We start from the raw sequence: 23,908 nt of genomic DNA, 5'->3' as shown, positions 1-23,908 counted from the left end.
AATATTTTCTGAAGGGGTACACTCAGCCCTCTGTGACTGTAAATATATCCCTGGTCGGAGTTTATATATGGTTTTAAATAACCCATAGATTTCCTGTGGTTGGCATAGCGGGGTATATGATGCCTCCACATCTACTGCATGTATGAATATCTTTGGGTAAGAGTCTTATAGGTTGAAGGCTGTGCCTGTTTGGTGCAAATTCTCTCTGTTGCTTTATTTAAGATCTTCTTTCCATCCTTATTTTGTTGTATCTCCTCTCTTGTTTTGTCAGTCGCTAACCTATAGGACTGCTCCATGGACCTCATAACTCACCCATTTCTCTTCACAGGCGTAGGCCTGTTGGCAGGCTCATTTATCGGGTTCCTGCTGCGCAAAATAATTGTTGAGGGGAATGAGAAAAATATAAAAACCCAAAGTCGGCAAATAATTGAAAATGCCATTGTCGAGGCGGACCAGCTCAAGAAAGAGGCGTTGTTACAGAGTAAAGAGGCCGCATACCAGGTCAAACAGGCCTTGGAAGAAGAGTTGAATGCAGAACGGGACGATCTGAAAGATGAACAGCGTCAGCTTAAAAGAAAACGGGATAGTTTAAAGCGCGAATGGGATAGTTTTGATCGAAAGCAGACGGATCTGCTGAGTAAAGAACAGCGGCTAAAAGCGGTTGAAGCTGACTGGCAGGAAAAGCATCGGGAAATTGATAGTCTTGTCTCGACAAAGAGATTTGAACTGGCCAAAATTGCAGGTATTGGCCAGGATGAGGCCAAAAAACTCTTAATGGAGTCCCTTGAGAGTGAAGCCCGTATGGATGCAGCCAAGAGCCTTGCCCGTATAGAAAACGAGATGAAGATGGAGGCGGACCGAAAGGGGAAAAACATCCTGGCCCTTGCCATCTCCAGATATGCCGGTGACTATGTTGCCGATAGAACTGTGTCCATGGTGCCCCTGCCAAGTGATGAGATGAAGGGGCGAATCATTGGCCGTGAAGGCAGGAACATTCGCGCCATTGAAGCTGCTACCGGTATCGATATTATTATAGACGACACCCCTGAGGCGGTTATTCTCTCCGGTTTTAATCCTGTACGCCGTGAAGTTGCACGTCAGGCCTTGTTACAGCTTATTGGTGATGGCAGGATCCATCCCGGCCGTATTGAAGAAGTCGTAGATAAGGTCACTAAAGAGCTCGAAGTTACCATGCGTGAAGCAGGTGAGCAGGCAACCTTTGATGTTGGAGCTCATGGGGTTCATATGGAGATCATCAAGCTTCTTGGGCGTCTGAAATACAGAACGAGTTATGGTCAGAATGTGCTCCAGCACTCCCTTGAGGTCTCCTTTTTATGCGGTATTATGGCCTCTGAGCTTGGGGTGGATGTTAAGGTTGCTAAGCGCGCGGGTCTCTTACATGATATTGGTAAAGCGGTTGATCATGAGGTTGAAGGTTCCCATGCTATTATCGGTAGAGATCTTGCTAAGAAGTATGGTGAGCCTGATGAGGTTGTTTATGCCATTGGTGCCCACCATGAAGATCAGCCACCGCTGAGTGTCATCGATGTTCTGGTTCAATCTGCCGATGCCTTGTCAGGTGCCCGTCCCGGTGCCAGAAAAGAAATGCTGCAGAGTTATGTGAAACGTCTGGAAGACCTCGAAGCCATTGCCAATGATTTTAGCGGAGTTGAGAAGTCATACGCTATACAGGCGGGTAGGGATCTTCGGATTATTGTGGATTCCAATAAGGTCAAAGATGAAGATGCAACCCTGTTGAGTCAAGACATAGCACGCTCCATTGAATCAAAATTGACCTATCCAGGCCAGATCAGGGTCACGGTTATCCGTGAAACCCGAGTGGTAGAATACGCTAAATAGACGTGCGTCAAAAGAATCGATCTCCAGTGAAGTGAACCACCTCACTGGAGAATCTCACTCTCTTGAGAATGAAACAGTAGTACTGGTTGTATTGCAGGGCAAAAAAAATCCGCATAACGATAAATCGTTATGCGGATTTTTTTATAAGAGACGGCTGGTTAGCTTAGTTAACCGCTACCTGTTCCTGTTCATTTTCCTGACAATCATGACACACACCAGTAAACTCTATGTGGTGTCCTAATATTTCATAATTACTGGCATCCTTTGCCAGTTGGTCAATGTGGTGTTGTACTTCTATATGTACATCATCAACTTTCCCGCAGGAACTGCAGCGTATATGGTAATGAGGAGCTACAGTGGCATCAAATCTCTTTTGGGTTCCACCTACCTCAAGTTTGAGTATGACACCGCTGTCGGCCATGAGTTCAAGATTTCTATAGACAGTTCCCAGACCGATTCGGGGTAGCCTTTTACGAACCATATCGTAGACTTCATTAGCAGTTGGATGGGATGTGACCTTGCCAAGTTCTTCAAGAATTATTTGGCGCTGAGTTGTCAATCGCATGTTTGGCAATTGTTCCATGGGAGAACCTCAAGAAAATAGTTGATAAAATTTATTATCTGGCATTGTATCCTATGTTGGGAAAAATGCAAATAAAATCCAAGATTGACCCTTTGTTGCCACTCGTTACAGTACATCAAGAGACTGTTTAAGAGGTTGTTAAAGAGACTGTGGATCTGTTTGAGGATTAAAATATCCAAACTGTAGACTTGGGAATTTGTCTTTCAACATACTCAGCCAACAACGCACACCATAGCATGGTGTATCTTCACGAATCCCAAGAGTTTTGATATATAATTCAGGATCCATATTAAAGTTACGCAGCTGGATGAAGTCTGGTTGATGGGTTGCAATGAGATGGCTGAGTGCTGAAAATTCGTCCTTACTATCGGTGAATCCAGGAAAAATAAAATAGTTGAGCGAGACAAATTTACCTTTGTCCTTCATCATGTCAATGGATTGCATGACATCCTTAAAGGTATATCCCTGGGGTCGGTAGTAGCGGTTGTAGTATTTTTCCTGAGCAGAGTTGAGGCTTACTCGAATACTGTCAAGTCCAGCAGTAGCACAGCGTGAAACCTTTTCAGGAAGGCTGGAGTTTGAATTAAGATTGATGGTGCCTCGGCTGGTTTCTTCTCGAATTTTAATTATAGATTGTTCTATAATATCAGCTTGTAAAAGGGGTTCGCCTTCACAGCCCTGGCCAAAGCTTACAATTGGGTTTGGAGCTGTTTTTAGATGATGAATTGCAATTTCAGCTACTTCGTCAACAGTTGGAACAAAGTTGATCCGGTCTTGGGTAGATGGGCAGCAGCCAGACTCCTGGAGAGAGATACAACCGAGGCACCTTGCATTGCAACTCGGCGACGTCGGAAGAGGTGCTTCCCATCTGCCAAGAAAATAATTTCTGGCAGCCGGACAACCATAGGTTAGACAACATTTACCAAGATGCTGGATAAGGCGGTTGTTCGGGAACTCTTTGAGTTTTACCTGAGTATTCGTATTTACAACTTCTTGAGAATATTGACTAAAGTCTTGTCGGACATCCTCGTCGCTACGAAACGCAGTGACCCAGAACTGGTTGTCATGCCAGCCAACAGCTGTGTAGGCAAAGAGCGGGAGTGTGGGGGCATTTGCCTGAGTTTGGTACCCGCTAGAGTAGATGGAGGTGTGGGCAGGTGAAATAAAAGCTGCAACTGCAGTTACTGCATCACCACTATTATATGGGTCTTCAGCAAGCAGGGTTGGCTCATTCCCGGTTGTATCCCATCCCACAGGCAGTCTTCCGGGAAGTGTGAAAAGTTCACTGCCTTCAGGAAGAGGGATAATGTCTTCGAGTTCAGGTCGGCAAAAAACTCCATTACTCATGCCGACCATCTCGATTTCACCAAATTCAGTTATATTTCCATCTTTGTCTGCAAATAGCAGACATGGCATAGTGTCAGGATGTTGCATTTATGGTCTGAGAATCCTGAAAACAGAATCAACGGCTCTGTAAATATCGAGATCGTCACCGAAAACATCCTGGATTGCAGGGTTATCGATCAGATCTTCAACAATATATTGTGTAAAATAAAGACTTACTACGTTGGGATCCTGAGCAATGGTACGAATAGGAGCAATTTTCATTTGAAGCTCAAATTCTTCTATATAGCCGAGCTTGCCAAGTTGTGTCTCAAATGCCTCACGCACAGCAGTTGCTGATGTGGTTTCTATTATCTCGCGGTCAATGAGTCTTTGAGTAAGTTTTGCAGCAAATTCAGGAGCATGGTCCTTTGCTCGGTGGAACATTTTTTTACGTTCCTGTTCCCGTTTACGATCTATGGTGCGTATGGTCTTGTCTGTGGTTCGGTTGGGGCTGATATTTACTTTAGCCATGTAAGAGTTCTCCGTATAGTTGTCATTAACCCCGAGAGGAAATGTAAACAATTTTGCCTGATGCTTGAGTACACACCTTATAATCCGAAAATATAATAATCACTAGTTCAAATTTGTATGCTTGGTGCGATTTATAAACTTGAAAAACTGACTTCAATTTATATTTGCATTAAGGAAACAAAAGCAAAAAATATACAAGATGCGGTAATCTGTTATGGAAATTCTTTTTAAGAAAAAAATAAGTTGAATTTGATCTCCATTGTTATATATAGTAGGGTGCTAATTTGGTGAATTATTGGAAAATCTTGATTGTTTATACGTTTTCCTCATATTAATACATATTATTAGTTTGTTATATTCAAATATATTGAACTAATGGAGGCTCTTTTGATGATTACTAAAGTAAAGACGTTACTACCCGCGTTGTTGTGTGTTTCTGTCATGACTCTTTCTGGTTGTGGTTCGAAATCAAAGACCGATGATATGATGCAAGCTGACAACGGTGAAGCTATGGCAGCTAAAGCTGAATCCCTTGACAGTGAACCTCGAGGAATCAGTGAAGGACGAACCTCTGAAGGTATGTTGCCGATTTACTTCAACTATGATTCTTCTGATATCATCAACGATCAGGTTTCAAGAATTCAAGTAAATGCAGATTTCAGCAAAAGCAATCCTAATCTTGCCATTCGTATTGAAGGTAATTGTGATCCCCGCGGCACCAATGAGTACAACATGGCTCTTGGCGAAAGAAGAGCACTCAGTGCAAAAAAATATCTCGTAAATCTCGGTGTTGTTGAGTCCAATCTGACCACAGTGAGTTATGGTGAAGAGAGAATGCTTCTCCATGGTCACGATGAGTTGTCCTGGGCTCAAAACAGAAGAGCAGACTTTGTTGTTGCTGAGTAATAAGAGCTAAGGATAGAATACTTTCACCGGAGATACACTGTGATTAAGAATTTACTGCAGGGTGCTGCTGTAGCTGTTTTGCTACTCTTTGCAGCACAAACATCCATGGCCTCGGATGTCAAGCTGGGTGTTATGAACGTTCAGAAGGTTATTGTTCAATGTAAGGCAGGAAAAGAAGCGAAAGAGCGCTTTGATGTGAAGATGAAAGACCTTCAATCCTCGTTCAAAGATGAAGAAGCGGATCTTAAAAAACTTCAGGCTGAGATAAAAAAGAAAAGTAGTGCCTGGAGTGAAGAGAAGAAAGCTGAGAAGGTCAGAGAGTTTCAAAAGAGTGGTCGCGAGCTTCAGGCTAAGACTGAAGATGCCCGCTTTGAGATGAAACAGATGCAGGATAAAGAACTCGAACCAATTCTTAAAGCTTTGGAAGTTGTGGTGGAAAAATATCGTAAGGATCAGGGATATACAATGATATTTGATTCTAAAAATGGGGTTATATCATTTGATCCATCCATAGACATGAGTGATACTATTACGAAATTACTGGATAAGGCTATGGCTGCCAAATAATCGTAAGTTCATTCACGAGCAGGTTGTATTTTGAAACGGTGTAGAGGGGAATCCTTCTACATCGTTTTGTCATTTTGAGATGTTCATTAGAAAGAGGCTGTACAATGGCTGTAAAAAGCATGACCGGATTTGGCCGGGGCGAAGTCGAAAGTGATGGCAGGGTATGGGTCGCAGAAATACGCTGTGTCAATAACCGTTACCTCGACTTGAAGATGAAACTTCCAAGGGGCTATAATTCCCTTGAGGAAAAAATCCGGAAAAAAGTATCCGAGCTCCATGTTCGTGGGCGTGTGGATCTTTTTTTGTCTGTCAGTGGTGACTTTTCTGATCTCCAGGAGGTTAAGGTAAACACTGCGCTTGCAAACGGTTACCATACGGCGCTGAAGCAGCTATCGGATTCTTTTGGTCTGCCTCTTGAGATTTCTGCCAAAGACCTAGCTTCGTTTCCCGAAGTTGTGACGAGGGAGCAGTTGGATGAGGATCTTGAACTTGTATGGCCTTTTATAGGAAAAGTTATTGATCGGGCACTACAAAACTGCACGGACATGCGGATGCAGGAAGGAAAGGCCCTGGCCACCGATCTGCAATCAAGACTTGAAACCTTCACCACAACCATTGATACCATAGAAAAAGATATTCCTGTACTCCTGGAAGAGCGACAGAAAAATCTTGGGGAACGTCTGGAGAAATTGCTAGGGAATGTACAACTTGATCCTGCAAGGCTCGCTCAGGAGGTTGCAGTGCTCGCTGATAAAACTGATGTAACCGAAGAGGTTGTGCGACTCCGGTGCCATATCAGTCAGTTTAGCAGTTTTCTTCAGGAAGATGGTGGTGTTGGGCGAAAACTGGATTTTCTTATTCAGGAATTTTTACGAGAAGTGAACACCCTTGCCTCCAAAATTAATGACGCATCCATTGCACACCATACCGTTGATCTCAAAAGTGAACTTGAAAAGATGCGGGAACAGGTTCAGAATATTGAGTAAAATTGCAATAAAGATATGAATTTTAATGAGTGATTGTCTATGCAACTATTAAACGTAGGCTTTGGTAATACAGTGATGGTAGAGCGGGTGATTGCGGTTGTCAATACCGGATCATCGCCAGCTAGAAAACTAAAAGAAGCTGCCAAGAATGATGGGCGTCTGGTTGATGTCACTGAGGGACGGCGAACGAGATCCATTCTTGTGATGGACTCAAATCACGTTGTTCTCTCTTCTGTACAGGCAGATACTATCAGTCAACGTATGCATGCCTTGCAGCCGGGGTATCATCTCGCAGAGTACCAAAGTCTTGTGGCCGCTGGAGAAAGGAGTCAAAATGAGCCAAGGTAGGTTGTTTGTTATTTCTGCTCCATCGGGTGCCGGTAAGACCACATTACTAAAAGGTGTAATGTCCAGTCTTGCAAAGATGACTTTTTCTGTCTCCCATACTACGCGGGCCCCAAGAGAAGGTGAGGTTGATGGGCGGGAATATCACTTTGTCTCCAGGGAAACGTTTACTGAGATGATTCATGACGATAAGTTTATAGAACATGCAGATGTTCATGGTAACTTATATGGAACGAGTTATGTCTCTGTTATGCAGCAGCAGGATCAGGGATATGATGTGATCCTTGATATTGATGTTCAGGGAGCTGAAATCCTCCGAGGCAACAGTGATGTTGATGCAGCTTTTGTCTTTATCGCTCCCCCCAGTCTCACCGAACTTGAGCGACGCCTCAGGGGGCGGGGGACAGAGAGTGAAGAAACTGTCACTGTTCGTTTAAGAAATGCTAAAACTGAACTTGCCTCTATGGCTGATTATGACTATGTCATTGTCAATAAGGAGATAGAGGAATCCACCAGTCTTCTGCGTTCAATCATTCTTGCCGAAAGGGCAAAAGCACATAGACTGCCGACCGGCGAGTCAATTGAAGAGGTGTTGTAACAATGAAAAAAAATCATGGTGGAAAAAGTTCACCTGGAGAAAAGAGAATTCGTTTCAGTGACGATATGCTCTGGGGAATTCACCCGGTAGTTGAAGGGCTTGATAAGGAGCCTGCACGATTCACCGAGGTTATTATTCAAAAAGATAAGCGTGGCAGTAAAATCGAAGAAATTATCGATTTAGCAAAACGTTCAGGTGTAAAAATTCAATTTGTTGAGAGCCTGCGTCTCACTGGAGATGGAAGTGCTCAGGTAAGACACCAGGGTGTTGTTGCCCGTATTACAGAGGCTCCTCTTGTCGATTTTGAAGACCTGAAAGAAAAAATGATAGCGAGGATGGCTGAGAAAAAGCCGACACGCCTTATGGTGCTTGACTCCTTGCAGGATCCTCATAATGTGGGGGCTATTATTCGATCAGCACTTGCCTCAGGCGCTGCAGGAGTCATCGTAACCAGAGAACGATCAGCGCCGCTTGGTGGTACTGCAGCCAAATCTTCAGCCGGTGCCATGTCCCATATAGATATTTGTCAGGTGACCAATCTGAGCCGTGCTCTTCAGGAGCTGAAAGAACTTGGTTTCTGGGTTTTTGGCGCAGTGAAGGATGCCGATGCAAAATCTTTGTATTCAGTTGATCTCACGTCACCTGCCTGTCTTATTGTTGGCAGCGAGGGTAAGGGAATACGACCACTTGTGAAAAAAGAGTGTGATTTTCTTATCTCAATCCCCATGGAAGGGGACCTTGATTCCCTCAATAGCTCTGTTGCTGCTGGGGTTATACTCTTTGAAACACAACGACAGGCTTTGTTAAAGTAAAAACTGCTAATTTGTCCAACTTCATCGTTACGTTCAGAATTTTATGCTCGCAGGTAAGTGCAGACTCCGATATATCGGATATTCCTGCGGTAAAATTCTTCATGTTCCTTGAATTTGAACACATTATCTAATTTTTAATGCGTCTTTGAGTCAACTAGATGAGTACTTTGCAGTAATTTGATTTCTTATTTCCCAGGAATACTCCTTGATTAGCTGGTTAGTATTTAAATCTGTCTCCAGCTTAAGGTCTTTCCAGCACCAAAGGGCTTAAGATCATGGTACAGCTCTGGCACCTGCCAGGGCTTTTTCTCTAGTGTCACTGTTTTCAGAAGGGGTTTAAGACCATAGCGTTTGCAAGCTATGTCGCTGATAAAGCCCTGGAGTAGATGCAGTTTTTCAGCTTCCTCAAAGAGTTCTGCGAGCATTGGAAGTGCAACGGGAGCCGAAAAAATCCCTGCAGCACATCCACAACACTCTTTTTTATGCCTTGGGTGTGGGGCAGAGTCTGAACCAAACATTATTCTTGGATGGCCTGAGAATACCGCTTCTTGAAGTGCTGCAAGATCCTTTGGTGTCTTTGCAATTGGCTTGCAGAATAGATCCGGTTGCAAAAGGCCGCCCGCCACATCATCTAAGGTGATCATAAGGTGGTGCAGGGTTACTGTTGCTGACATATTTTCGTAACTGTCCACAAGTTGTACCGCGGCTGCTGTGGTGATATGCTCCATAATTATGTGCAGTTTAGGAAACTGTTCTGCAAGTTGCTGGTACACAGGTAGGAATTCTTTCTCCCTGTCCATAACAAAACCGCCGGTTTCCCCATGTACAAGTAGGGGAATCCCCAGCTCTTCCATATGACTCAGGGTTGTATTAATGGAGCTGAAATCACTGACGCCATTCTCACTCTGGGTGGTGATACCAGCAGGGTAGAGCTTGAGCCCAATTATTGAATCCTTTGCCTCAATAAGTTCTTCGCGGCTGTATTCCTTGAAAAAGAGCGTCATATAAGGTGTAAAGTTTTCAGTGTTATTGCAGTCTAAAATCGCCTTTCTGTATCCTTTTACTTTTTCAAGGCAATCCACTGGGGAAACAAGATTTGGCATGATGACAGCACCGGCAAATGGTACAGCGGACAGCGGGGTTACATTTTGCATCATAGCACCTTCACGAAGGTGTAAGTGCATGTCTAAAGGGGAACGGAGTTCTATACGCATGTGGTTCACAATGATTTTGGGATGTACAATATTATTTAGATATACTTAAAAATACGTCTTTATAGAGTTTTCGGTAATTATTAATACTGCTGGGATCAAGCCAGCGTTCGTAGGCTGCTCTATATTCACTGGTTGGTCGTTCTTTAATCAGAACATCGTTTATCTTATCAATGGTATTCTTACCCCAATCAGTTTTAGAGCAGGCAACATAGGTAAGAGAAGCGCTGTGATTACTTTGATTTTCGCTAATGTTGAGGGTCATTATTTCATCTTTAAATCCCAGAGTCTCGGCAAGATACATGGCCTCTTCAGGTAGTCCCGCCAGGGCATCAATACGACCTGCAATAAGCATTTTGAAAAGATTAAGAGAGAGCTCAGCACCTTCAAAGCTGAAAATGTTTTTCTCATTGCCGTAGTTATTCAGGACCGTATCGACAAGTACTCCATAGGAGCGGTTGTTTGATCTTCCGATAGTGATTTGGTTACTTTCAAGCAATTGTTGAAGGCTTACCGTTTTGCTCCCCCCAAACGTATCGAAATTATCTTTCTGGATGATAAGGACAGTTGGCAGTGTGAAAACACTGGGGATTGAAAAATATGCAAATTCTTCCCGCTCAGAAGTCTTGTACATAGCAAGAGCACAGGATTTCTCTCCCTGTTTCCATTGCTGATAGTGTCTGGAAATATTGGCAATGATGTGGCTGTGTTCATATTCAGGGAGGTTTTCTTTAATTATATTTGTAATCAGATCTTCATACCCCTGTCCCTTAAGTGGACCATCGTGGATAAAAAATGGGGGAGCAACAGCTTCCATCCAGGTAATGGAATCTTCAGCCAGAAGGTTAATAGGCGCTGATAGAACGATGAGGCTAAAGAAACTCACTAATAAGGTCTTTATTAGAGACATCATTATTCCTTGGTTAAATGACCCCTTGCAACAGGGAGTAGTAGTATAAAGATAGTTGTTCACAATGCTGGGTATCTTATGGGCTAAAATAGTTTGTACGTTTGGAACCAAATCAGTACGACCAATATATTAGGATTGCAGAGTTTTGTATATTGCTCCACCGATCTGCTCAATCGTATAGGGTTTTGCAATAAACTCACTTGCTCCAAGTTTCAAGGTAGCTTGTACATCATCATCTTTTGCAAAGCCGCTGGCAATAACAGCCCTTTGTTGAGGATGAATTTTTAAAATATTTTCATAGGTTATGCGACCATTTTGCCCAGGTGACATGATCATATCGAGAACCAGCAGATCAACAGTATTGGATTCGAGGAATTCTTCTGCAGCCTCTCCTGAAGATACTGTGAAAACCTTGTATTGGAGGGAGTTAAGGAGACTGCTGAGTATTTCACGCTGTCGAGGTTCGTCATCCACCACAAGGATTGATTGACCGGATCCAAGGTAATCCTTCCAGTCTTTTTTTGCTCTGTTATTTTTTACTTCTGAATCTATGCTTGGGAAAAAAAGTTCAAATGTTGTCCCAGCCTTGCTGCTCGTGACCTGAACAGTACCATCGTGGTCTTGCATGGTATTCCAAACGATGGTGAGACCGAGTCCTGTTCCGCTTCTACCCATTACCTTCGTAGAGTAGAATGGTTCGAAGATGTGCTGTATTTCCTTATCATCAATACCTTCACCAGTGTCGTTTACAATTATTTTAGAAAACATCCTGCTTTTTCTCAATGGGTTTCTCGGTGAAGAGAGGCCCTTTGTCTGGCTGGCTGCAGGTAGGGTACAAAAGTCGTTAACTGATGAAATGGTAAGGGATCCTTTCCCTTTTATAGCCTCAACACCATTGTTAATAATATTCATAAGGCATTTACGAACATGAATTGCAGAACAGTCAACATTACCCAGTTCAGGATCAAGTTGTACTATAATACGCACGTGGGGATTTTTACTGAGAATTTCCTTGAAATCAGGGCTTTCGAGATAGTGTCGGATCAGATCGTTGAGGCTGGTGACTTCAGTTGATGCAGCAACTCCTCTTGCAACGGTAAGAAGGTCTGATACTACCTCAGCGGCATCCATTCCTGATCTGCGAATGGATGTAAGGGGTTTATAAAAACGGTGATCTTCTGGTAAATCCAGAAGAAGTAGATCCGGGTAACTGATAATCCCGGAAAGGATATTGTTCAAATCGTGGGCAACACCACCGGCCATGAGTCCAATGGCCTTCATTTTCTGGTCACGAAGTAGTTGTTCTTCAAGGTGTCGTCTGGAGCTGATATCGATTGCGATCATTCGGGCACCAGCCACCTGAATGTCATCGATTATAAGCGGAGCAATCTTTAAGAGAACCGGAAAAAGAGTGTTGTCGCTCCCTATTATTGAGTATTCCTGGAGTTCTATAGGGTTTCCCTGGAGGGATGCATAAAAATTCTTCCTGGCGTCATAGCGATCACTTTCTGCTAGAAGATCGATAAAACATTTTTCTGCGGCAATTGTGAAGTTTGAATCAAGGAGCTCAATTGCAACCTGATTTGCATAGGTAATATTACCATCTATGTCAGTTTCAAGAACTATTTCCGGTAAAAAATTGACCAGATCATGGTAACGCTGTTCACTGTTTTTCAGGTTTTTCGTTCGTTCTTCAACCTCGTGTTCCAGGTGTCTACGGTTCACAAAGAGTGAAATAATTATGATAGTAGTCAGGAGAATAAGCAGTAATACGAGAAGGATGTTCACCAGGGGGAAGATAATTCGTACATACTGGACTGCTGTGAGAGTGCCGATGGGATTGTCGTTATAAAGGATCGGCAGGGATAACTCTTTTGTGCGAATGAGTCGGGCCGTATGTAGAAAGTGGGTGAATCCTCTTAAGGGGGCCTGGTGTAGTTCCAGGAAATCTTCATCTCCAGGGATGCTAACGTTTATGCTGGCGTAATGATTCGCCTTCATGGCGAGTTTAAGGTAGGTGCTGGCTCCAATTTCGTTTAGCGCCCAGATGTCATCTGAGATAATAGCAGCGTGATTACTGAATTGATCTCTGTCTTCCTGGTTTTGGTAATTAATATAGAGAGCTGCAACAACAATAAAAGTGATAACAAAAGCTACAAGGGGGTAAAAAAAATTTTTGCTTGTTAAAAAGGTTGAACTGATCGTGCTCATTCTTTGCAGCCCTTAATAAGTAAAAATGGAATTTTTTGACATGAGTCAGCATACTGTCTTTTTTAATGAAATGACAGTATTATGCTGAACCTTTTCTCGTAGCAATGCAATAATCATGGAGGCCGCTCCATAGATTGAGGGCGTAAACATTCCGTCACTCTAGGTATGTCGTTGCTGTGTCACTGATGGTATGAATATGCCATTTGTATATCTTATGGGAATTACCTGCTAAATGCAAAAACATACTTTAGTAACCATACTCCTTTCTGTATTTATAGCTCTTTTGGGTATAGGCATCATAGTCCCTGTGATGCCGGTTTTTGCCAAAGAACTTGGGGCAGGAGGCTTTGCTCTTGGGATGATTATAGCCGCATTTTCTGTTACCCGGGGGCTGTTACAACCGGTTGTGGGGAATCTTTCTGATAAGTGGGGCCGCAAGGGTTTTCTTATGGCAGGCCTATTTATATATGGTCTTGTTGGCTTACTTATTCCCATGGCAGCAGAAGTTAATCACCTCATAATAATAAGAGCTTTTCATGGTGTTGGCTCAGCTATGATTGTACCCATTGCAATGGCCTATATGAGCTTGCTGGCTCCTGGTGGGCAGGAGGCGAGATATATGAGTTACCTCAATGTTGCGGTTTTTTGCGGCATAGGATGTGGTCCGATTATAGGCGGTACTCTCTCAGATATCTGGGGGCTCTCCTCAGTCTTCTACACCATGGCGGGGTTGAGTCTTGCTGCACTGTTACTTGTGGTTGTCTATATGCCATCTCAGTCAGCGCCTTTCGACGCTAAGAATGAAAAGCTTTTTGTAAGCCTTGCGAGCATGCTGCGAAACAGGAAGACGGCTGGTATTCTTCTTGGCAGATATGGAACTATGATCGTTATGGTTCCAAGCATGGCTTTTCTTCCTCTTCTGATGTCAGAGTGGCCAGGGGTTACCGGTCTGCAGATAGGCTTTGTTATTGCTTGTCGAACCCTTGTAAATGCTGTGCTTCAAGTTCCGTTTGGTAAACTGGCGGATGCATATAGTAAGCGCGTAATTCTTGTTGTGAGCTGTGTCTTGCTCTCAGTGATAGTATTTTCAATTCCGTTCTTTTCAACTGTCACTATGATGGCTCTAGTATACATACTGCTGGGCTGTGTGGAGGCCGCCGTCTGGGCCGTTCTTGGGGGGTATGCCTCAATTGAGGCAAAGGAGAACTATGGCCATGGAACTATGATGGGTATGTTTGGATTTGCCATGAGTGGAGGAGTATTCACAGGGGCTGTTCTTGCGGGGTGGTTTATGGATGGCTGGGGAATAGCCCGGGCCTACCAGGTGAGTGGACTGGTCGTTTTGTTGATATCACTGGTTTCCTACTATATGATAGCGGGTGCAGAAACAACAAATTTTGGTAAGGGGAAGTACATTCAGGATAAAAATTAAAGTATCCGCCCAATTGAAAAGAACAGGGCGGATACTCTATGAATCAAAAAAAGCAAAAAGAATCAAAAAAGACGCAAAAGAGTAAGAAGGTTACTTCTTTTTTGCAGCCATTTTTGCAGCGAGCAGGGCACCGAGGCTTCCAACTGCCTTGTCAGTCTTTTTCTTTTTGTCTTGTGAAACGAAGGCCTTATATTCACTGCGCTCTTGTTCCTCTTCACTCTCAACAGAAACATAATCTGCAGGAACCAGACTGATGCGTTTTTCAGCAAGATCAATAGATTCGATTTTAACATCGATATCTTGACCTTCTTCTAAAACCTCTTTTGGGTGGTTAATGCGTCTGCCATCACCAAGCTTAGAGATATGTACCAAACCATCAATACCCTGTTCCAGGGTAACAAAGGCCCCAAATTGAGCAAGGCGCGCAACGGTTCCCGTATGGGTGGTTCCTTCCGGGAATTTCTTGGGGACCTCATCAAATGGGTCTGCCAGGGTCTCTTTGTAGCTTAGAGAAATTCTATCCTTTTCCCAGTCGATGCTTTTCACAACTGCCTGAACCTTCTGGCCAGTGGTGAAATGTTCCTCCACCTTTTCAACTCGGCTCCAGCCAATTTCAGAAATCGGAATCAAGCCGTCAACGCCGCCTATATCAACAAAGGCACCAAAATCACGGATTGAGCTGATAACTCCATCAATGGTCTGGCCTTCTGCCAGGGTTTCTTTCAGTTTATCTTTCAGTTCTTCCCGTTCCAGCTCCAGAATCGCTCTAGCGGAAAGGACGAGGTTTCGACCATTTTCCTCAAAGCGTGTAATGATAAACTTCATAGTAGTCTCAAGATACTCTTTGGCTGCATCTTCAACACGTCTGAGGCCCATTTGGGAATATGGGCAAAAACCTCTCACATTGCCGCCAAGTGTGATCTCAAAACCACCCTTAATTTCCGCCTTAACCAGACCTTCTACAGGGATTTGGGAGCGAAAAGCCTCTTCAAGATGGGCATTTGAAGAGCCAGAACCTATTGTTGTGGTAAAAAGCCGTTCAGAGTTCTTTGCCTGAAGGAAATACACCTCAATGGAATCACCTTCCTGATGGGTGAAATTGCCTTCCTTATCTTTGAGCTCAGAGCTGTTGAGTACCCCCTCGCTCTTTCCCCCAACGTCCAGAAATGTCGTTTCGTCATTTATTCCGACTATTGTTGCTTTAACTTTCTGCCCGGGTTCGAGGCGCTTGATCTTCTTGTTGGCTTCCGCTTTGAAGAGATCCTCAAAGCTCTCACTGTTTGCTTCTGTCATGTCTTCCTGTTTTTGGAACTGCGGTTTAAGGTTAGTGCCAGTTAAGCGGTGTTCTACTGGCTTTGTTGACTATATATCATGAATATCAGTTTTAACAATAGCTGGGAGTGAAACCTGTTCAACTCCCCCTTCAGATATGGGGATATCCCGATCAAACATACATTTTCCAACACCTATACGCCGGGTGGTACCAGCATCTAAATCTATTATCACAAAACCGGCCTGATCGTTTTCACCAAGAAGCTGACCAGGGTTAATCAAAAGAGACCTATTATATTTTCGGATCATCGGTACATGTGAGTGACCACAACAGACTATATCATAGATATCCTCACTGGCAAGGTTGTGTGCCTGGTCCGGATAATGAACTATGGCTACTTTATAAGTATCAACCATAAATTTGCCAAGAATGCCATGGTGTTTTATGTTGGGAAAGTCACGACCGCATCTGTCTGCAATCAGTCGCTGGTCCCCTATATTGTTCCCGTATATGAGATGTACCTGTCCCTCAAAACGCGCAAGTTGTTTAAGCATGAATGGTGATATAAGGTCACCACAATGGGCCATTACATCAATACGTGCGCTGTTACAGTAATCAATGGCAGCACGGACATTTGCCACCTGATCATGGCTGTCTGAAAGTATTGCAAATGTTGTCATAGTCGTTTCAATGTTCTCTTACTGCAAGGGAGAGGATGCAATCATTTTCCTCAAACATAAGTCGTTTTGCGCACATTTCATTGATAAATGTTGTAAGGGCTGCAGGAGAGACCTGTGGAAACTGTTGTTGTATGGTGTCAAGCTTTGTTGGAACATGGGCGCTAAGGTAGATTTTTCTGGAGAGACCCTTTAATCTATGATGATTGGTTGCAGCTTGTGGGTTTTCCTGGCGAATAATCAAAAAATTATCCCCGTCTCTATAGCTGAGGGCCGGGACCTGTTTGTTGCTCCTGTTCTCATGGAATTTTTTCCATTCAGCAAGTGCTTTTCGAACAGGTTGCCATAATTTTTTCTGTAGACTCTTATCTCCCCGGTAGCCACTTATAAGTGAGGTCATCGAGTTATAACAACTTTTCGGGAACAATAGCTTTGTTTTGGTATGGGGAGTAATGGCGGCAATGGAGTAGTCCGCACTGTTCTTATATATTGGTGAGCCATACCCTAAAAAGAATGCGGCCGATTCAAGAGGTGCAAATGGAAGCACATATTGAAGGTTGGCAAGGGTCTGTTTGATCTCTTCTGCTGTTGAGGTGGGGAAGTCGACAATGATATTACCTTCAAGGCGTATTCCCTGTTCAGCACAGAGTTTCATCATAGCAATATTTTCCATTGCAGATCGACCTTTTTCCATTTTTTTCAGCAGTGAAGTGGAGAGAGCTTCAATACCAACCTGAATTGTGGTTAATCCACCGTTTCGATACTTCTCCAGGCGGCTTTTATCACTGGTACCGCGTATTTCTGCAAAAAAGTCAAGATCAACAGGTGCCTCAGCTGTTTTTTCAAAGAAGTAGTCTGCTTCTTTTGGGGGCAGTGCATTATCTGTAAAAGTGAACTGAAGGCTTTGATATTTTTTGGATAACTGGAGGACTTCGTTCACCATTCTCTGACCGCTTTTAAAACGGTAGCTTGCCCACTGAATGTTCAGATTGCAGAATGTACATTTATTCCACCAGCATCCCCTTGAAAATTCAACTGGCAAAACAGGAATAAAGGGGCTGGCGGGAAACGTTTGACCCATTTCCTTGAAATAGTCTGTATAATCTGGAAGGGGAAGGGTATTCATATCCATTGGTGCAATTAGATCCACTGTTGGATACGCTTTTTCCGGTTGGTGGTGACGGCTCAGTAGCCCATCTATAGCCTTAGACTCACCGTTACCCAGATTGTTGCAAAGGGCTAGTAGCCTGTTTTCTCCTTCACCGTCAATAATATAGTCTATCTGCTGAAATTGATCCAAGAGGGACTGGCCTACCTCACCTGAGCAGGATGATCCACCAAATACCACCGGGAGTGTCGGGTGACTCTGTTTTATCAACGTGGCCATATAAAGAGAGGGGAGTAATTGACTAAAGCAGATAGAAAAACCGATGAGACTATATTGCTCACAATCCATTTTGTTGAGCCAGTTCGCACAACTTTTTTCTACGCTTTCAATGAGTAGAGAAAAATTTACTCTTTTTTTTGACCCAGGGGAAATTCCATCGAAAAAGAGTTTTTCAGCATCTTTCTTTTTACTCGGGTAGAGAAGGGCAGAAAAAATGGCCTCCCCAGACCAGCCGGAAAGCGCTATCTCAGAGTAGAGTTCTGGACCTATGAGGCTTGCGATATTGAGATAGGGGTGAAAGGTGTCTACACTATAGTTGCTCTTTTTCTCGATATAGCTCCCAAGGCTTGCAAGTTGAATAGAAGGACGGTTAAAAATTGCCCAGGGCATTGAGCAGAGGGCAATGCTAAATGTGTCCGAATGAGGAGCTTTCATGGCTATTGCTCTATGATCTCCGTTCCTTCGGGGGGATTAAACGAAAATAGAGCAGCTGTCTCTTCTTTGCTGCGTCCCTGTAATATATCAGGTTTAATATCACTGAGATTAAGTACCGTTACTGTTCCGAAATGGTCCTGGATATGTATTCGTTGAATAAGGGAATCTGGAGAAACCCATAGGTGGATATCCTGAACCTGTGAATGGGGCTGAATTGGGACGAGTTTAATCACTTTGAAGCCGACATCCTTATCACCGGTAAATTCGGCATTTGCTGGACGGATATAGAAGTCATCCTGTAATCGTCCGTTGCCAGCAAAAAAAGAGTAGGTGAGATCTTTTTCAAGGGATTCAGCAGGAGAGATTATCATTTGCTTTAGCTCTTCGAAGTACATGTAGAAATGTGTTCCGTCACTGAGAATAATCTGCTTTTTGGGGTCGGTGTAATCCCAGCGCATCTTACTTTTTTCACCACCTTTTAAAAATGTGGCATTGCCTGAACCTTTTCTTGGCCGTCCGGTAATCTCGCCACGGGTATCCTGATTGAATTTAAAGGCAAGGCTTGTCATGGTATCGTACTTTTCTTGAAGTCTGAGAGCTATATCTTCCGGGTATTCTTCCTGGGCGTAGGATATGTTCGTGCAAATTCCAAACAACAATACACACATCAAGAACAGAAGGTAGCAGCTGGAATGGTTTTTTAATTTCATTGTGTTATGCCTGTCGTAGTTCAATTGGTCTCTCAAAGATAGTATTGGCAACCCGTTGTGCCGTATCGGTTCGGTCCGTTACATAATAGATATTGTCGACTACTTTATGATCTTTTTTAGACGAGATATGTTGTAATTCTCCAAGGCTGTCCCGCAGATGCAATGCTGTAGCCTCTGAGCTGTCAATGAGTTGAACACGTTTGCCTATCCGGTGTTGAATGAGATTGCTAAGCAGCGGATAATGTGTACAGCCGAGCACGAGGGTGTCGATCTGGTAATTTGTAAAATGGCTTAAATATCTGCGCAGGATCATTTTTGTTTCTCGACTGTTAAGCCAACCCTCTTCAACAAGCGGAACAAGTAAAGGGCAGGCTTTGGAGATCACCCTTGCACCCTCATATTTTTCAGTGATGAGTTGTTTGTAAAGACCGCTTCCAATAGTTGCTCTCGTACCTATAACCCCAATTCTTCCTGATCGTGATTGTTGAACAGCTTTTGTAACCGCTGGGGTGATCACTTCAAAAATAGGAATGTCGTACTCTTGCCGCAATGTTTGGGTGGCAACGCTTGCCGCAGAATTACAGGCGATAACAATGGCCGTCGCGCCATTTTCAATAAGGAAACGACTGTTTTCAATGGAGTATTTTTCTATTGTTTTTGGGCTTTTAGGGCCATAGGGTGTTCGGGCTATGTCGCCTAAGTAAATGAGTGGATGCTTGGGTAGCAGCTGTTCTACGGCTTTTGCCACTGTCATTCCACCTACCCCTGAGTCAAAGATTCCTATCATGGTTTTTCTATTACGTATGCGTGTTGAGTTTGGTTTTGTTTACAAGGGCCAATCTATAACAAAAAATGATATTAACAACAAGTTGGCAAGATTTGTCATCTGCTTGTCTTTATCTCAGTTGCTGATACTTCAACAAGGAGTTGACAGACGGGGTCTGGAGAATTAAATTTGCACCTGTCTCGCAAGAGCTTCGAAGAGTAATTTTTGAATTACGTAATATTATTATTGGTTTAGTTTGCCATAACATGGTTATGGCCCATAGGTGAATGTAATGCCAGTGTATGAGTACGAATGTAAAGCGTGTGAAAAAGTTTTTGAAATTCAGCAGAAAATGGCTGACAATCCTCTAACCGAATGCCCTGAGTGCAAAGGTCCCATTGCAAAGCTCATGTCCATGAGTTCCTTTCAGCTGAAAGGTGGTGGCTGGTACGCCGATGGATATAGCAGCACCAAGAAGCCTGATGCAAAACCCGCCCCCTGTAAGGCGGATTCTGGCTGTGCCGGTTGTCCTGCTGCAAGCTCTACCTAATCTGCTTCACCGCCTGCCTTTTTTGGGGTGCCGCCTATAATGGTCATGGCATCGCCATACGAAAAGAAACGATATCCCTTTTTAATTGCTGAGCTGTAACAGTTAAGAAGGGTTTTTCTTCCGCACAGGGCTGAGACTAAAAACATTAGAGAAGAGTCTGGAAGGTGAAAATTGGTAATCAGATTATCAATTACCTTAAACTCAAATCCCGGATATATATATAGGTTGCACCAATCTTCAACCGTGGTCAATTTGCCGGTTTTTTGGGCTCCAAATTCCAAGGCCCTGACAGATGTTGTTCCCACAGCCCATACCTTGCTCCCCCTTGCCTTGGTTTCATGGACCTTCTTCACCACGTCCTCTGAAATTGAGAGGTACTCCCGGTGAATCTGATGCTGCGTTATATCTTCGTCTCGAACCGGAGCAAAGGTGCCGTAACCAACGTGCAGGGTAACCTCGCCGATTAAAACACCTTTTTCTTTAAGCTTTGTGAGTAGTTCATCTGTAAAGTGGAGTCCTGCGGTGGGTGCTGCCACAGCGCCTGGTTGGTCTGCATAGACTGTCTGGTATCTTTTACTGTCTTCTTTTGTTGTTCCCTCAGTTCTTGTAATATAGGGAGGGAGGGGGACGTCGCCTGCGAGTTCAAGACACCTCATCAGACCAAGGTCTTCATTAAAATGGAGTTGCAGAAGCGCCTTACCTTCATCAGAGTAGTCAAGAACCTTGCAGGTAAGCTCGTCACTTATTGTAATAACAGAGCCTACCTTTGCCCTTTTGGAGGCTTTGAGCAGGCCATGGGTCCGTGCTGTATTTCCGGTTCCTTCCTGAACTTTTGGAAATTCCAGAAGAAAGACCTCAATTTTTCCACCTGTCTCTTTTTTCCCGAACAGCCGGGCGGGAAAGACCTTTGTATTATTAACAACAAGGAGATCGCCTTTTTCCAGGTACTCATGGAGATCACTAAAGGTTCTGTGCTCTCTGCTGTTGTCTTTGGCTTGAAGCACCATGAGTTTTGAATTGTCACGCTTATCAGCAGGATGTTGAGCAATACATTCCTGGGGGAGGTCATAATGATAGGCCTTAAGGCTGAGATCTTCTTGCATTATACGGTTATTTGAGTAAAAAGTGGTAGGGTTATGAAAGAATGCGTTATTCTCACGGGGATATTGTTGTACAGAGAAGATATCGCATCTCTTTGATCTGGCAAGGTACTTTTCTTTGTGACCAGTAACAATCTTTCCCAGTCAACTCTTCGGAGTAGAAAAAATAGACAATAATTTTTAAAAAGGGTTTGTAGATACCATGATTCTGGTCACCGCTGCAACTGAATTTGAGATGAATGCATTACTTGCTGAGACTGGTGCCGTGGATCTCCCTTTTCTCACCCTTGTGACTGGTGTAGGTCCCGTTAAAACAGCTTATTATCTCACTCGTTATTTGTCTGAAACAACCCATAATATAGCTGGAGTAGTTAATTTTGGAGTGGGAGGAGGTTTTTTTCACCCTTCAGACCAGAGTCGCACGCCAAAGCTTCTTGATATCTGTATTGCTGAACGCGAGGTCTTTGGGGATTTGGGCGTTTCCATGGGAGAGACCATAGACTACCTGCCGGAAGACCTTGTGGGACCGATTGAGTTTGATTTGAACAATGGCCTGGTGAACCAGGCTGTAACTTTTGTGGAAAGTGCAGGGATAGAGTATTTGCAGGGAACTTTTATTACAGTGAGTAGTGTATCTGGTACGAGGGTACGGGGCGACTATCTGCAAAAGAAGTGGAATGGATTGTGTGAAAATATGGAAGGCGCCGCTGTTGCCCAGGTTTGCAGCATGTTCCCCCTTGATCTCTTTGAGTTACGCTGTGTTTCAAATATGGTTGATGACCGGAATGTATCTGAGTGGAAGTTAGAAGCAGCCTGTAATAAGGCCGCAATAACTACACACAAAATTTTACAAGCGCTACATACGTAGTATAGATATGATTGAAAATTCGCCGCTGAGTTTAGGCTTTTCCCCCTGTCCCAATGACACCTTTATCTTTTATAGTCTTGTTCATGAAAAGCTTGTCAGTGATGGCTTACGTTTTAGTGATCCAATTCTTGCTGATGTGGAGCAGCTTAATAGTATGGCTGTTGCAGGAGAACTCGATGTCACAAAACTATCCTATCACGCCTTAGGCCACGTTCTGGATGAATACTGTTTACTCATCTCAGGAGGGGCACTTGGTAGAGGTTGTGGTCCTCTTCTTGTTGCAAAAGAGAAGCAGGTGGACGGTGGTAAACGGTGCAGACGGATTGCAATCCCCGGTAAACTAACAACTGCGGCGCTGCTGCTACAGATGTATCTTACAGAGCCGTGTGAGTTAGTTGAGATGCGTTTTGACTATATTATGGGGGCGGTTCAGCGTGGAGAAGTTGATGCTGGAGTCATTATTCACGAATCGCGTTTCACGTACACCCAGGAAGGCCTGAGCTGTTTACAGGACCTCGGGCAGTGGTGGGAGGAAAGCACTGGAATGCCGATACCCCTTGGTGGTATAGCGGCAAGGCGAAGTCTTGGGCCTGAAAAACTTCGAGCCATTGAGCGTTTAATTCAGGCCAGTGTCGATTTTTCCTTCACCCACCCAAAAGAGTGCCTTCCCTATATACGACAACATAGCCAGGAGCTGGAAACAGAGGTTGTTGAAAGTCATATAGGGCTCTACGTAAATGATTTTTCACGAGACTTAGGTGATGAGGGAAGGGCTGCAGTTGAACTTTTTATCCATAAGGGGCGCACAAGTGGGGCCCTGCCGGTAAGCGATAAGTCGTTGTTTATATAGGGGGGAACCTGTGCATATGAGCAGTTGTGGTGTGGTCCTATGAAACAAAGTTCGATGGAAGAAATGATGATCCAGTATCCTTTATTTCAGTTGCAGGGTGGTTCCGTTGCTGAGCGTTCTGCATGTATTGATACTATTCAACATTGTTCCGGATTAGCCCATCTCGATATAGGTGTTGCAAGAGGGAATACATATTCCCGTCATGATTTAGTTACAATGAGTGGGCGCTATGATCTCGTTCTTGTGGATTCAGAGATCGATTATTCCTCACATAAAATTTCTCTAGGCTCTGAAGAATGCTCTACAGGTATGGCTCTTAAATACCAAAGAGAAACGACCTCCATGCCAGGTGATTTTTGGGACGAACTCCAAGGGAAAATCAAATTATTGAGTAATACACCTGTCTGGGCCTGTATTTTAATTGGTGGCAAGAGTTCGAGGATGGGGCAGCCCAAACATCTCTTAGAAGGAATTGACCGGAAACACGAGAGCTGGATTGAGCAAACCATTCACCTGGTGACACCTCTTGTGGATGGCCTGGTTGTATCCGGCAAAGGAGATCTGCCCGACAGCCTCATCGATGTTACCCGAATCCCCGATATTCCGGGAGTCAAAGGGCCTCTAACAGGAGTACTCTCCGCCATGCGCTGGCAGCCCAATAAGAGATGGCTTGTCATTGCCTGTGATATGCCATTTATTTCGAAAAGTGCTATAGAGTGGCTACTATCAGAAAATGCACCAGGGTGTTGGGGACGAATACCACGCCTTAAGGGCGCAAAATTTTGTGAACCGCTCTTTGCTGTGTATGATGGCAGGGCTGCGCATCTTCTTGAAGAGCAACTTTTGACAGGTAACTTACGGGTTGGAAAAATAGCAGCGCACCATAAAATCGACAATCCTGTTATTCCAGGTTCCCTCGCCTCTGCCTGGCAGAATGTGAATACTCCGGAACAGTTAGAATCGGCACGCCTCAGTTAGTCTCTGGAGGCTGAAAATAAGCCAGGAAAAGTATCG

Annotated in this window: 24 protein-coding genes; 12 read left to right on the top strand and 12 right to left on the bottom strand. The window is 43.9% G+C overall.

The features are described from left to right. Positions 1-294 precede the first annotated feature (294 nt). On the top strand, positions 295-1,860 hold the full coding sequence (gene rny / locus ACX6CI_RS12380) for a ribonuclease Y (protein ID WP_458773961.1): 1,566 nt from the start codon (positions 295-297) through the stop codon (positions 1,858-1,860). Between the two features lie 163 nt (positions 1,861-2,023). Here the strand turns inward: rny and ACX6CI_RS12375 are convergent, their stop codons facing one another. From ACX6CI_RS12375 to ACX6CI_RS12365, 3 genes are all read right to left on the bottom strand, one after another. Continuing rightward, positions 2,024-2,443, bottom strand: coding sequence for a Fur family transcriptional regulator (locus tag ACX6CI_RS12375; RefSeq protein ID WP_458773960.1), 420 nt, complete (start codon positions 2,441-2,443; stop codon positions 2,024-2,026). A gap of 138 nt (positions 2,444-2,581) precedes the next feature. Next, positions 2,582-3,877 (bottom strand): radical SAM protein, encoded by a 1,296-nt coding sequence (locus tag ACX6CI_RS12370; protein WP_458773959.1) that lies wholly within the window; start codon positions 3,875-3,877, stop codon positions 2,582-2,584. Beyond that, positions 3,878-4,300, bottom strand: a complete 423-nt coding sequence (locus tag ACX6CI_RS12365) for a hypothetical protein (RefSeq protein WP_458773958.1) — start codon at positions 4,298-4,300, stop codon at positions 3,878-3,880. It lies immediately after the preceding gene. Positions 4,301-4,690: 390 nt separating this feature from the next. Here ACX6CI_RS12365 and ACX6CI_RS12360 point away from each other — a divergent pair, with 390 nt between their 5' ends. The 6 genes from ACX6CI_RS12360 to rlmB all read left to right on the top strand — a co-directional run bounded on the left by ACX6CI_RS12360 (position 4,691) and on the right by rlmB (position 8,514). After that, entirely contained in the window at positions 4,691-5,206 is a 516-nt protein-coding gene (locus ACX6CI_RS12360) for an OmpA family protein (protein ID WP_458773957.1), read from the top strand. 39 nt (positions 5,207-5,245) lie between these two features. Beyond that, positions 5,246-5,773: an OmpH/Skp family outer membrane protein gene (locus ACX6CI_RS12355; RefSeq protein ID WP_458773956.1), complete on the top strand. Its 528-nt coding sequence runs from the start codon at positions 5,246-5,248 to the stop codon at positions 5,771-5,773. Between the two features lie 104 nt (positions 5,774-5,877). Further along, a complete protein-coding gene (locus tag ACX6CI_RS12350) occupies positions 5,878-6,759 on the top strand; it encodes a YicC/YloC family endoribonuclease (protein WP_458773955.1) in 882 nt (293 codons plus the stop codon). 39 nt (positions 6,760-6,798) lie between these two features. Next, on the top strand, positions 6,799-7,107 hold the full coding sequence (locus tag ACX6CI_RS12345; protein ID WP_458773954.1) for an extracellular matrix/biofilm biosynthesis regulator RemA family protein: 309 nt from the start codon (positions 6,799-6,801) through the stop codon (positions 7,105-7,107). Continuing rightward, positions 7,094-7,702, top strand: coding sequence for a guanylate kinase (gene gmk / locus ACX6CI_RS12340; protein WP_458773953.1), 609 nt, complete (start codon positions 7,094-7,096; stop codon positions 7,700-7,702). Before ACX6CI_RS12345 ends, gmk begins: the two co-directional genes overlap by 14 nt. A 2-nt stretch (positions 7,703-7,704) precedes the next feature. Next, positions 7,705-8,514: a 23S rRNA (guanosine(2251)-2'-O)-methyltransferase RlmB gene (gene rlmB, locus ACX6CI_RS12335; protein WP_458773952.1), complete on the top strand. Its 810-nt coding sequence runs from the start codon at positions 7,705-7,707 to the stop codon at positions 8,512-8,514. A 224-nt stretch (positions 8,515-8,738) separates the two neighbouring features. On the opposite strand, the gene pyrC is transcribed toward rlmB, so the two are convergent. The 3 genes from pyrC to ACX6CI_RS12320 form a co-directional block, all read right to left on the bottom strand. Then, a complete protein-coding gene (pyrC, locus tag ACX6CI_RS12330) occupies positions 8,739-9,728 on the bottom strand; it encodes a dihydroorotase (RefSeq protein ID WP_458773951.1) in 990 nt (329 codons plus the stop codon). Positions 9,729-9,759: 31 nt separating this feature from the next. After that, positions 9,760-10,638 carry a TIGR02285 family protein gene (locus ACX6CI_RS12325; RefSeq protein ID WP_458773950.1) on the bottom strand — a complete coding sequence of 293 codons (879 nt, stop codon included), beginning with the start codon at positions 10,636-10,638 and terminating at the stop codon, positions 9,760-9,762. 126 nt (positions 10,639-10,764) lie between these two features. Beyond that, positions 10,765-12,846, bottom strand: coding sequence for a hybrid sensor histidine kinase/response regulator (locus ACX6CI_RS12320; RefSeq protein ID WP_458773949.1), 2,082 nt, complete (start codon positions 12,844-12,846; stop codon positions 10,765-10,767). A gap of 232 nt (positions 12,847-13,078) precedes the next feature. Here ACX6CI_RS12320 and ACX6CI_RS12315 point away from each other — a divergent pair, with 232 nt between their 5' ends. Then, positions 13,079-14,278 (top strand): MFS transporter, encoded by a 1,200-nt coding sequence (locus tag ACX6CI_RS12315; RefSeq protein ID WP_458773948.1) that lies wholly within the window; start codon positions 13,079-13,081, stop codon positions 14,276-14,278. 90 nt (positions 14,279-14,368) lie between these two features. On the opposite strand, the gene rpsA is transcribed toward ACX6CI_RS12315, so the two are convergent. The 5 genes from rpsA to murI all read right to left on the bottom strand — a co-directional run bounded on the left by rpsA (position 14,369) and on the right by murI (position 19,547). After that, positions 14,369-15,571, bottom strand: coding sequence for a 30S ribosomal protein S1 (rpsA, locus tag ACX6CI_RS12310; protein WP_458773947.1), 1,203 nt, complete (start codon positions 15,569-15,571; stop codon positions 14,369-14,371). Between the two features lie 69 nt (positions 15,572-15,640). Next, positions 15,641-16,231 carry a metallophosphoesterase family protein gene (locus tag ACX6CI_RS12305; protein WP_458773946.1) on the bottom strand — a complete coding sequence of 197 codons (591 nt, stop codon included), beginning with the start codon at positions 16,229-16,231 and terminating at the stop codon, positions 15,641-15,643. A 7-nt stretch (positions 16,232-16,238) separates the two neighbouring features. Beyond that, on the bottom strand, positions 16,239-18,050 hold the full coding sequence (locus ACX6CI_RS12300; RefSeq protein WP_458773945.1) for a RiPP maturation radical SAM C-methyltransferase: 1,812 nt from the start codon (positions 18,048-18,050) through the stop codon (positions 16,239-16,241). Between the two features lie 2 nt (positions 18,051-18,052). Further along, positions 18,053-18,760: a LolA family protein gene (locus ACX6CI_RS12295; protein ID WP_458773944.1), complete on the bottom strand. Its 708-nt coding sequence runs from the start codon at positions 18,758-18,760 to the stop codon at positions 18,053-18,055. 4 nt (positions 18,761-18,764) lie between these two features. Further along, positions 18,765-19,547 carry a glutamate racemase gene (gene murI, locus ACX6CI_RS12290; RefSeq protein WP_458773943.1) on the bottom strand — a complete coding sequence of 261 codons (783 nt, stop codon included), beginning with the start codon at positions 19,545-19,547 and terminating at the stop codon, positions 18,765-18,767. Positions 19,548-19,818: 271 nt separating this feature from the next. Here murI and ACX6CI_RS12285 point away from each other — a divergent pair, with 271 nt between their 5' ends. After that, positions 19,819-20,076: an FmdB family zinc ribbon protein gene (locus ACX6CI_RS12285; protein WP_458773942.1), complete on the top strand. Its 258-nt coding sequence runs from the start codon at positions 19,819-19,821 to the stop codon at positions 20,074-20,076. On the opposite strand, the gene queA is transcribed toward ACX6CI_RS12285, so the two are convergent. Then, entirely contained in the window at positions 20,073-21,179 is a 1,107-nt protein-coding gene (gene queA / locus ACX6CI_RS12280; protein WP_458773941.1) for a tRNA preQ1(34) S-adenosylmethionine ribosyltransferase-isomerase QueA, read from the bottom strand. The genes ACX6CI_RS12285 and queA overlap by 4 nt on opposite strands. A 199-nt stretch (positions 21,180-21,378) precedes the next feature. Between queA and mqnB the strand changes: the two genes are divergently transcribed. Genes mqnB through mobA form a run of 3 tightly spaced genes read left to right on the top strand, consistent with a single transcriptional unit; the run spans position 21,379 to position 23,872 of the window. Continuing rightward, positions 21,379-22,044 carry a futalosine hydrolase gene (mqnB, locus tag ACX6CI_RS12275; RefSeq protein WP_458773940.1) on the top strand — a complete coding sequence of 222 codons (666 nt, stop codon included), beginning with the start codon at positions 21,379-21,381 and terminating at the stop codon, positions 22,042-22,044. A gap of 7 nt (positions 22,045-22,051) precedes the next feature. Then, positions 22,052-22,894 (top strand): 1,4-dihydroxy-6-naphthoate synthase, encoded by an 843-nt coding sequence (locus tag ACX6CI_RS12270; protein ID WP_458773939.1) that lies wholly within the window; start codon positions 22,052-22,054, stop codon positions 22,892-22,894. A gap of 39 nt (positions 22,895-22,933) precedes the next feature. Beyond that, positions 22,934-23,872 carry a molybdenum cofactor guanylyltransferase gene (gene mobA / locus ACX6CI_RS12265; RefSeq protein ID WP_458773938.1) on the top strand — a complete coding sequence of 313 codons (939 nt, stop codon included), beginning with the start codon at positions 22,934-22,936 and terminating at the stop codon, positions 23,870-23,872. Positions 23,873-23,908: the final 36 nt, after the last annotated feature.

The sequence above is a fragment of the Desulforhopalus glucosivorans genome (genome assembly GCF_054397165.1).
The sequence above is the reverse complement of the archived record's forward strand: the minus strand, read 5'-3'. Positions and strand labels throughout refer to the sequence as shown.

What these genes read in the sequence shown, in the direction of transcription:
- rny (WP_458773961.1), top strand. Translation starts at nt 295, where the DNA reads ATGGACCTCATAACTCACCCATTTCTCTTCACAGGCGTAGGCCTGTTG.
- ACX6CI_RS12375 (WP_458773960.1), bottom strand. Translation starts at nt 2,443, where the DNA reads ATGGAACAATTGCCAAACATGCGATTGACAACTCAGCGCCAAATAATT.
- ACX6CI_RS12370 (WP_458773959.1), bottom strand. Translation starts at nt 3,877, where the DNA reads ATGCAACATCCTGACACTATGCCATGTCTGCTATTTGCAGACAAAGAT.
- ACX6CI_RS12365 (WP_458773958.1), bottom strand. Translation starts at nt 4,300, where the DNA reads ATGGCTAAAGTAAATATCAGCCCCAACCGAACCACAGACAAGACCATA.
- ACX6CI_RS12360 (WP_458773957.1), top strand. Translation starts at nt 4,691, where the DNA reads ATGATTACTAAAGTAAAGACGTTACTACCCGCGTTGTTGTGTGTTTCT.
- ACX6CI_RS12350 (WP_458773955.1), top strand. Translation starts at nt 5,878, where the DNA reads ATGGCTGTAAAAAGCATGACCGGATTTGGCCGGGGCGAAGTCGAAAGT.
- ACX6CI_RS12345 (WP_458773954.1), top strand. Translation starts at nt 6,799, where the DNA reads ATGCAACTATTAAACGTAGGCTTTGGTAATACAGTGATGGTAGAGCGG.
- gmk (WP_458773953.1), top strand. Translation starts at nt 7,094, where the DNA reads ATGAGCCAAGGTAGGTTGTTTGTTATTTCTGCTCCATCGGGTGCCGGT.
- rlmB (WP_458773952.1), top strand. Translation starts at nt 7,705, where the DNA reads ATGAAAAAAAATCATGGTGGAAAAAGTTCACCTGGAGAAAAGAGAATT.
- pyrC (WP_458773951.1), bottom strand. Translation starts at nt 9,728, where the DNA reads ATGCGTATAGAACTCCGTTCCCCTTTAGACATGCACTTACACCTTCGT.
- ACX6CI_RS12325 (WP_458773950.1), bottom strand. Translation starts at nt 10,638, where the DNA reads ATGATGTCTCTAATAAAGACCTTATTAGTGAGTTTCTTTAGCCTCATC.
- ACX6CI_RS12320 (WP_458773949.1), bottom strand. Translation starts at nt 12,846, where the DNA reads ATGAGCACGATCAGTTCAACCTTTTTAACAAGCAAAAATTTTTTTTAC.
- ACX6CI_RS12315 (WP_458773948.1), top strand. Translation starts at nt 13,079, where the DNA reads ATGCAAAAACATACTTTAGTAACCATACTCCTTTCTGTATTTATAGCT.
- rpsA (WP_458773947.1), bottom strand. Translation starts at nt 15,571, where the DNA reads ATGACAGAAGCAAACAGTGAGAGCTTTGAGGATCTCTTCAAAGCGGAA.
- ACX6CI_RS12305 (WP_458773946.1), bottom strand. Translation starts at nt 16,231, where the DNA reads ATGACAACATTTGCAATACTTTCAGACAGCCATGATCAGGTGGCAAAT.
- ACX6CI_RS12300 (WP_458773945.1), bottom strand. Translation starts at nt 18,050, where the DNA reads ATGAAAGCTCCTCATTCGGACACATTTAGCATTGCCCTCTGCTCAATG.
- ACX6CI_RS12295 (WP_458773944.1), bottom strand. Translation starts at nt 18,760, where the DNA reads ATGAAATTAAAAAACCATTCCAGCTGCTACCTTCTGTTCTTGATGTGT.
- murI (WP_458773943.1), bottom strand. Translation starts at nt 19,547, where the DNA reads ATGATAGGAATCTTTGACTCAGGGGTAGGTGGAATGACAGTGGCAAAA.
- ACX6CI_RS12285 (WP_458773942.1), top strand. Translation starts at nt 19,819, where the DNA reads ATGCCAGTGTATGAGTACGAATGTAAAGCGTGTGAAAAAGTTTTTGAA.
- queA (WP_458773941.1), bottom strand. Translation starts at nt 21,179, where the DNA reads ATGCAAGAAGATCTCAGCCTTAAGGCCTATCATTATGACCTCCCCCAG.
- mqnB (WP_458773940.1), top strand. Translation starts at nt 21,379, where the DNA reads ATGATTCTGGTCACCGCTGCAACTGAATTTGAGATGAATGCATTACTT.
- ACX6CI_RS12270 (WP_458773939.1), top strand. Translation starts at nt 22,052, where the DNA reads ATGATTGAAAATTCGCCGCTGAGTTTAGGCTTTTCCCCCTGTCCCAAT.
- mobA (WP_458773938.1), top strand. Translation starts at nt 22,934, where the DNA reads ATGAAACAAAGTTCGATGGAAGAAATGATGATCCAGTATCCTTTATTT.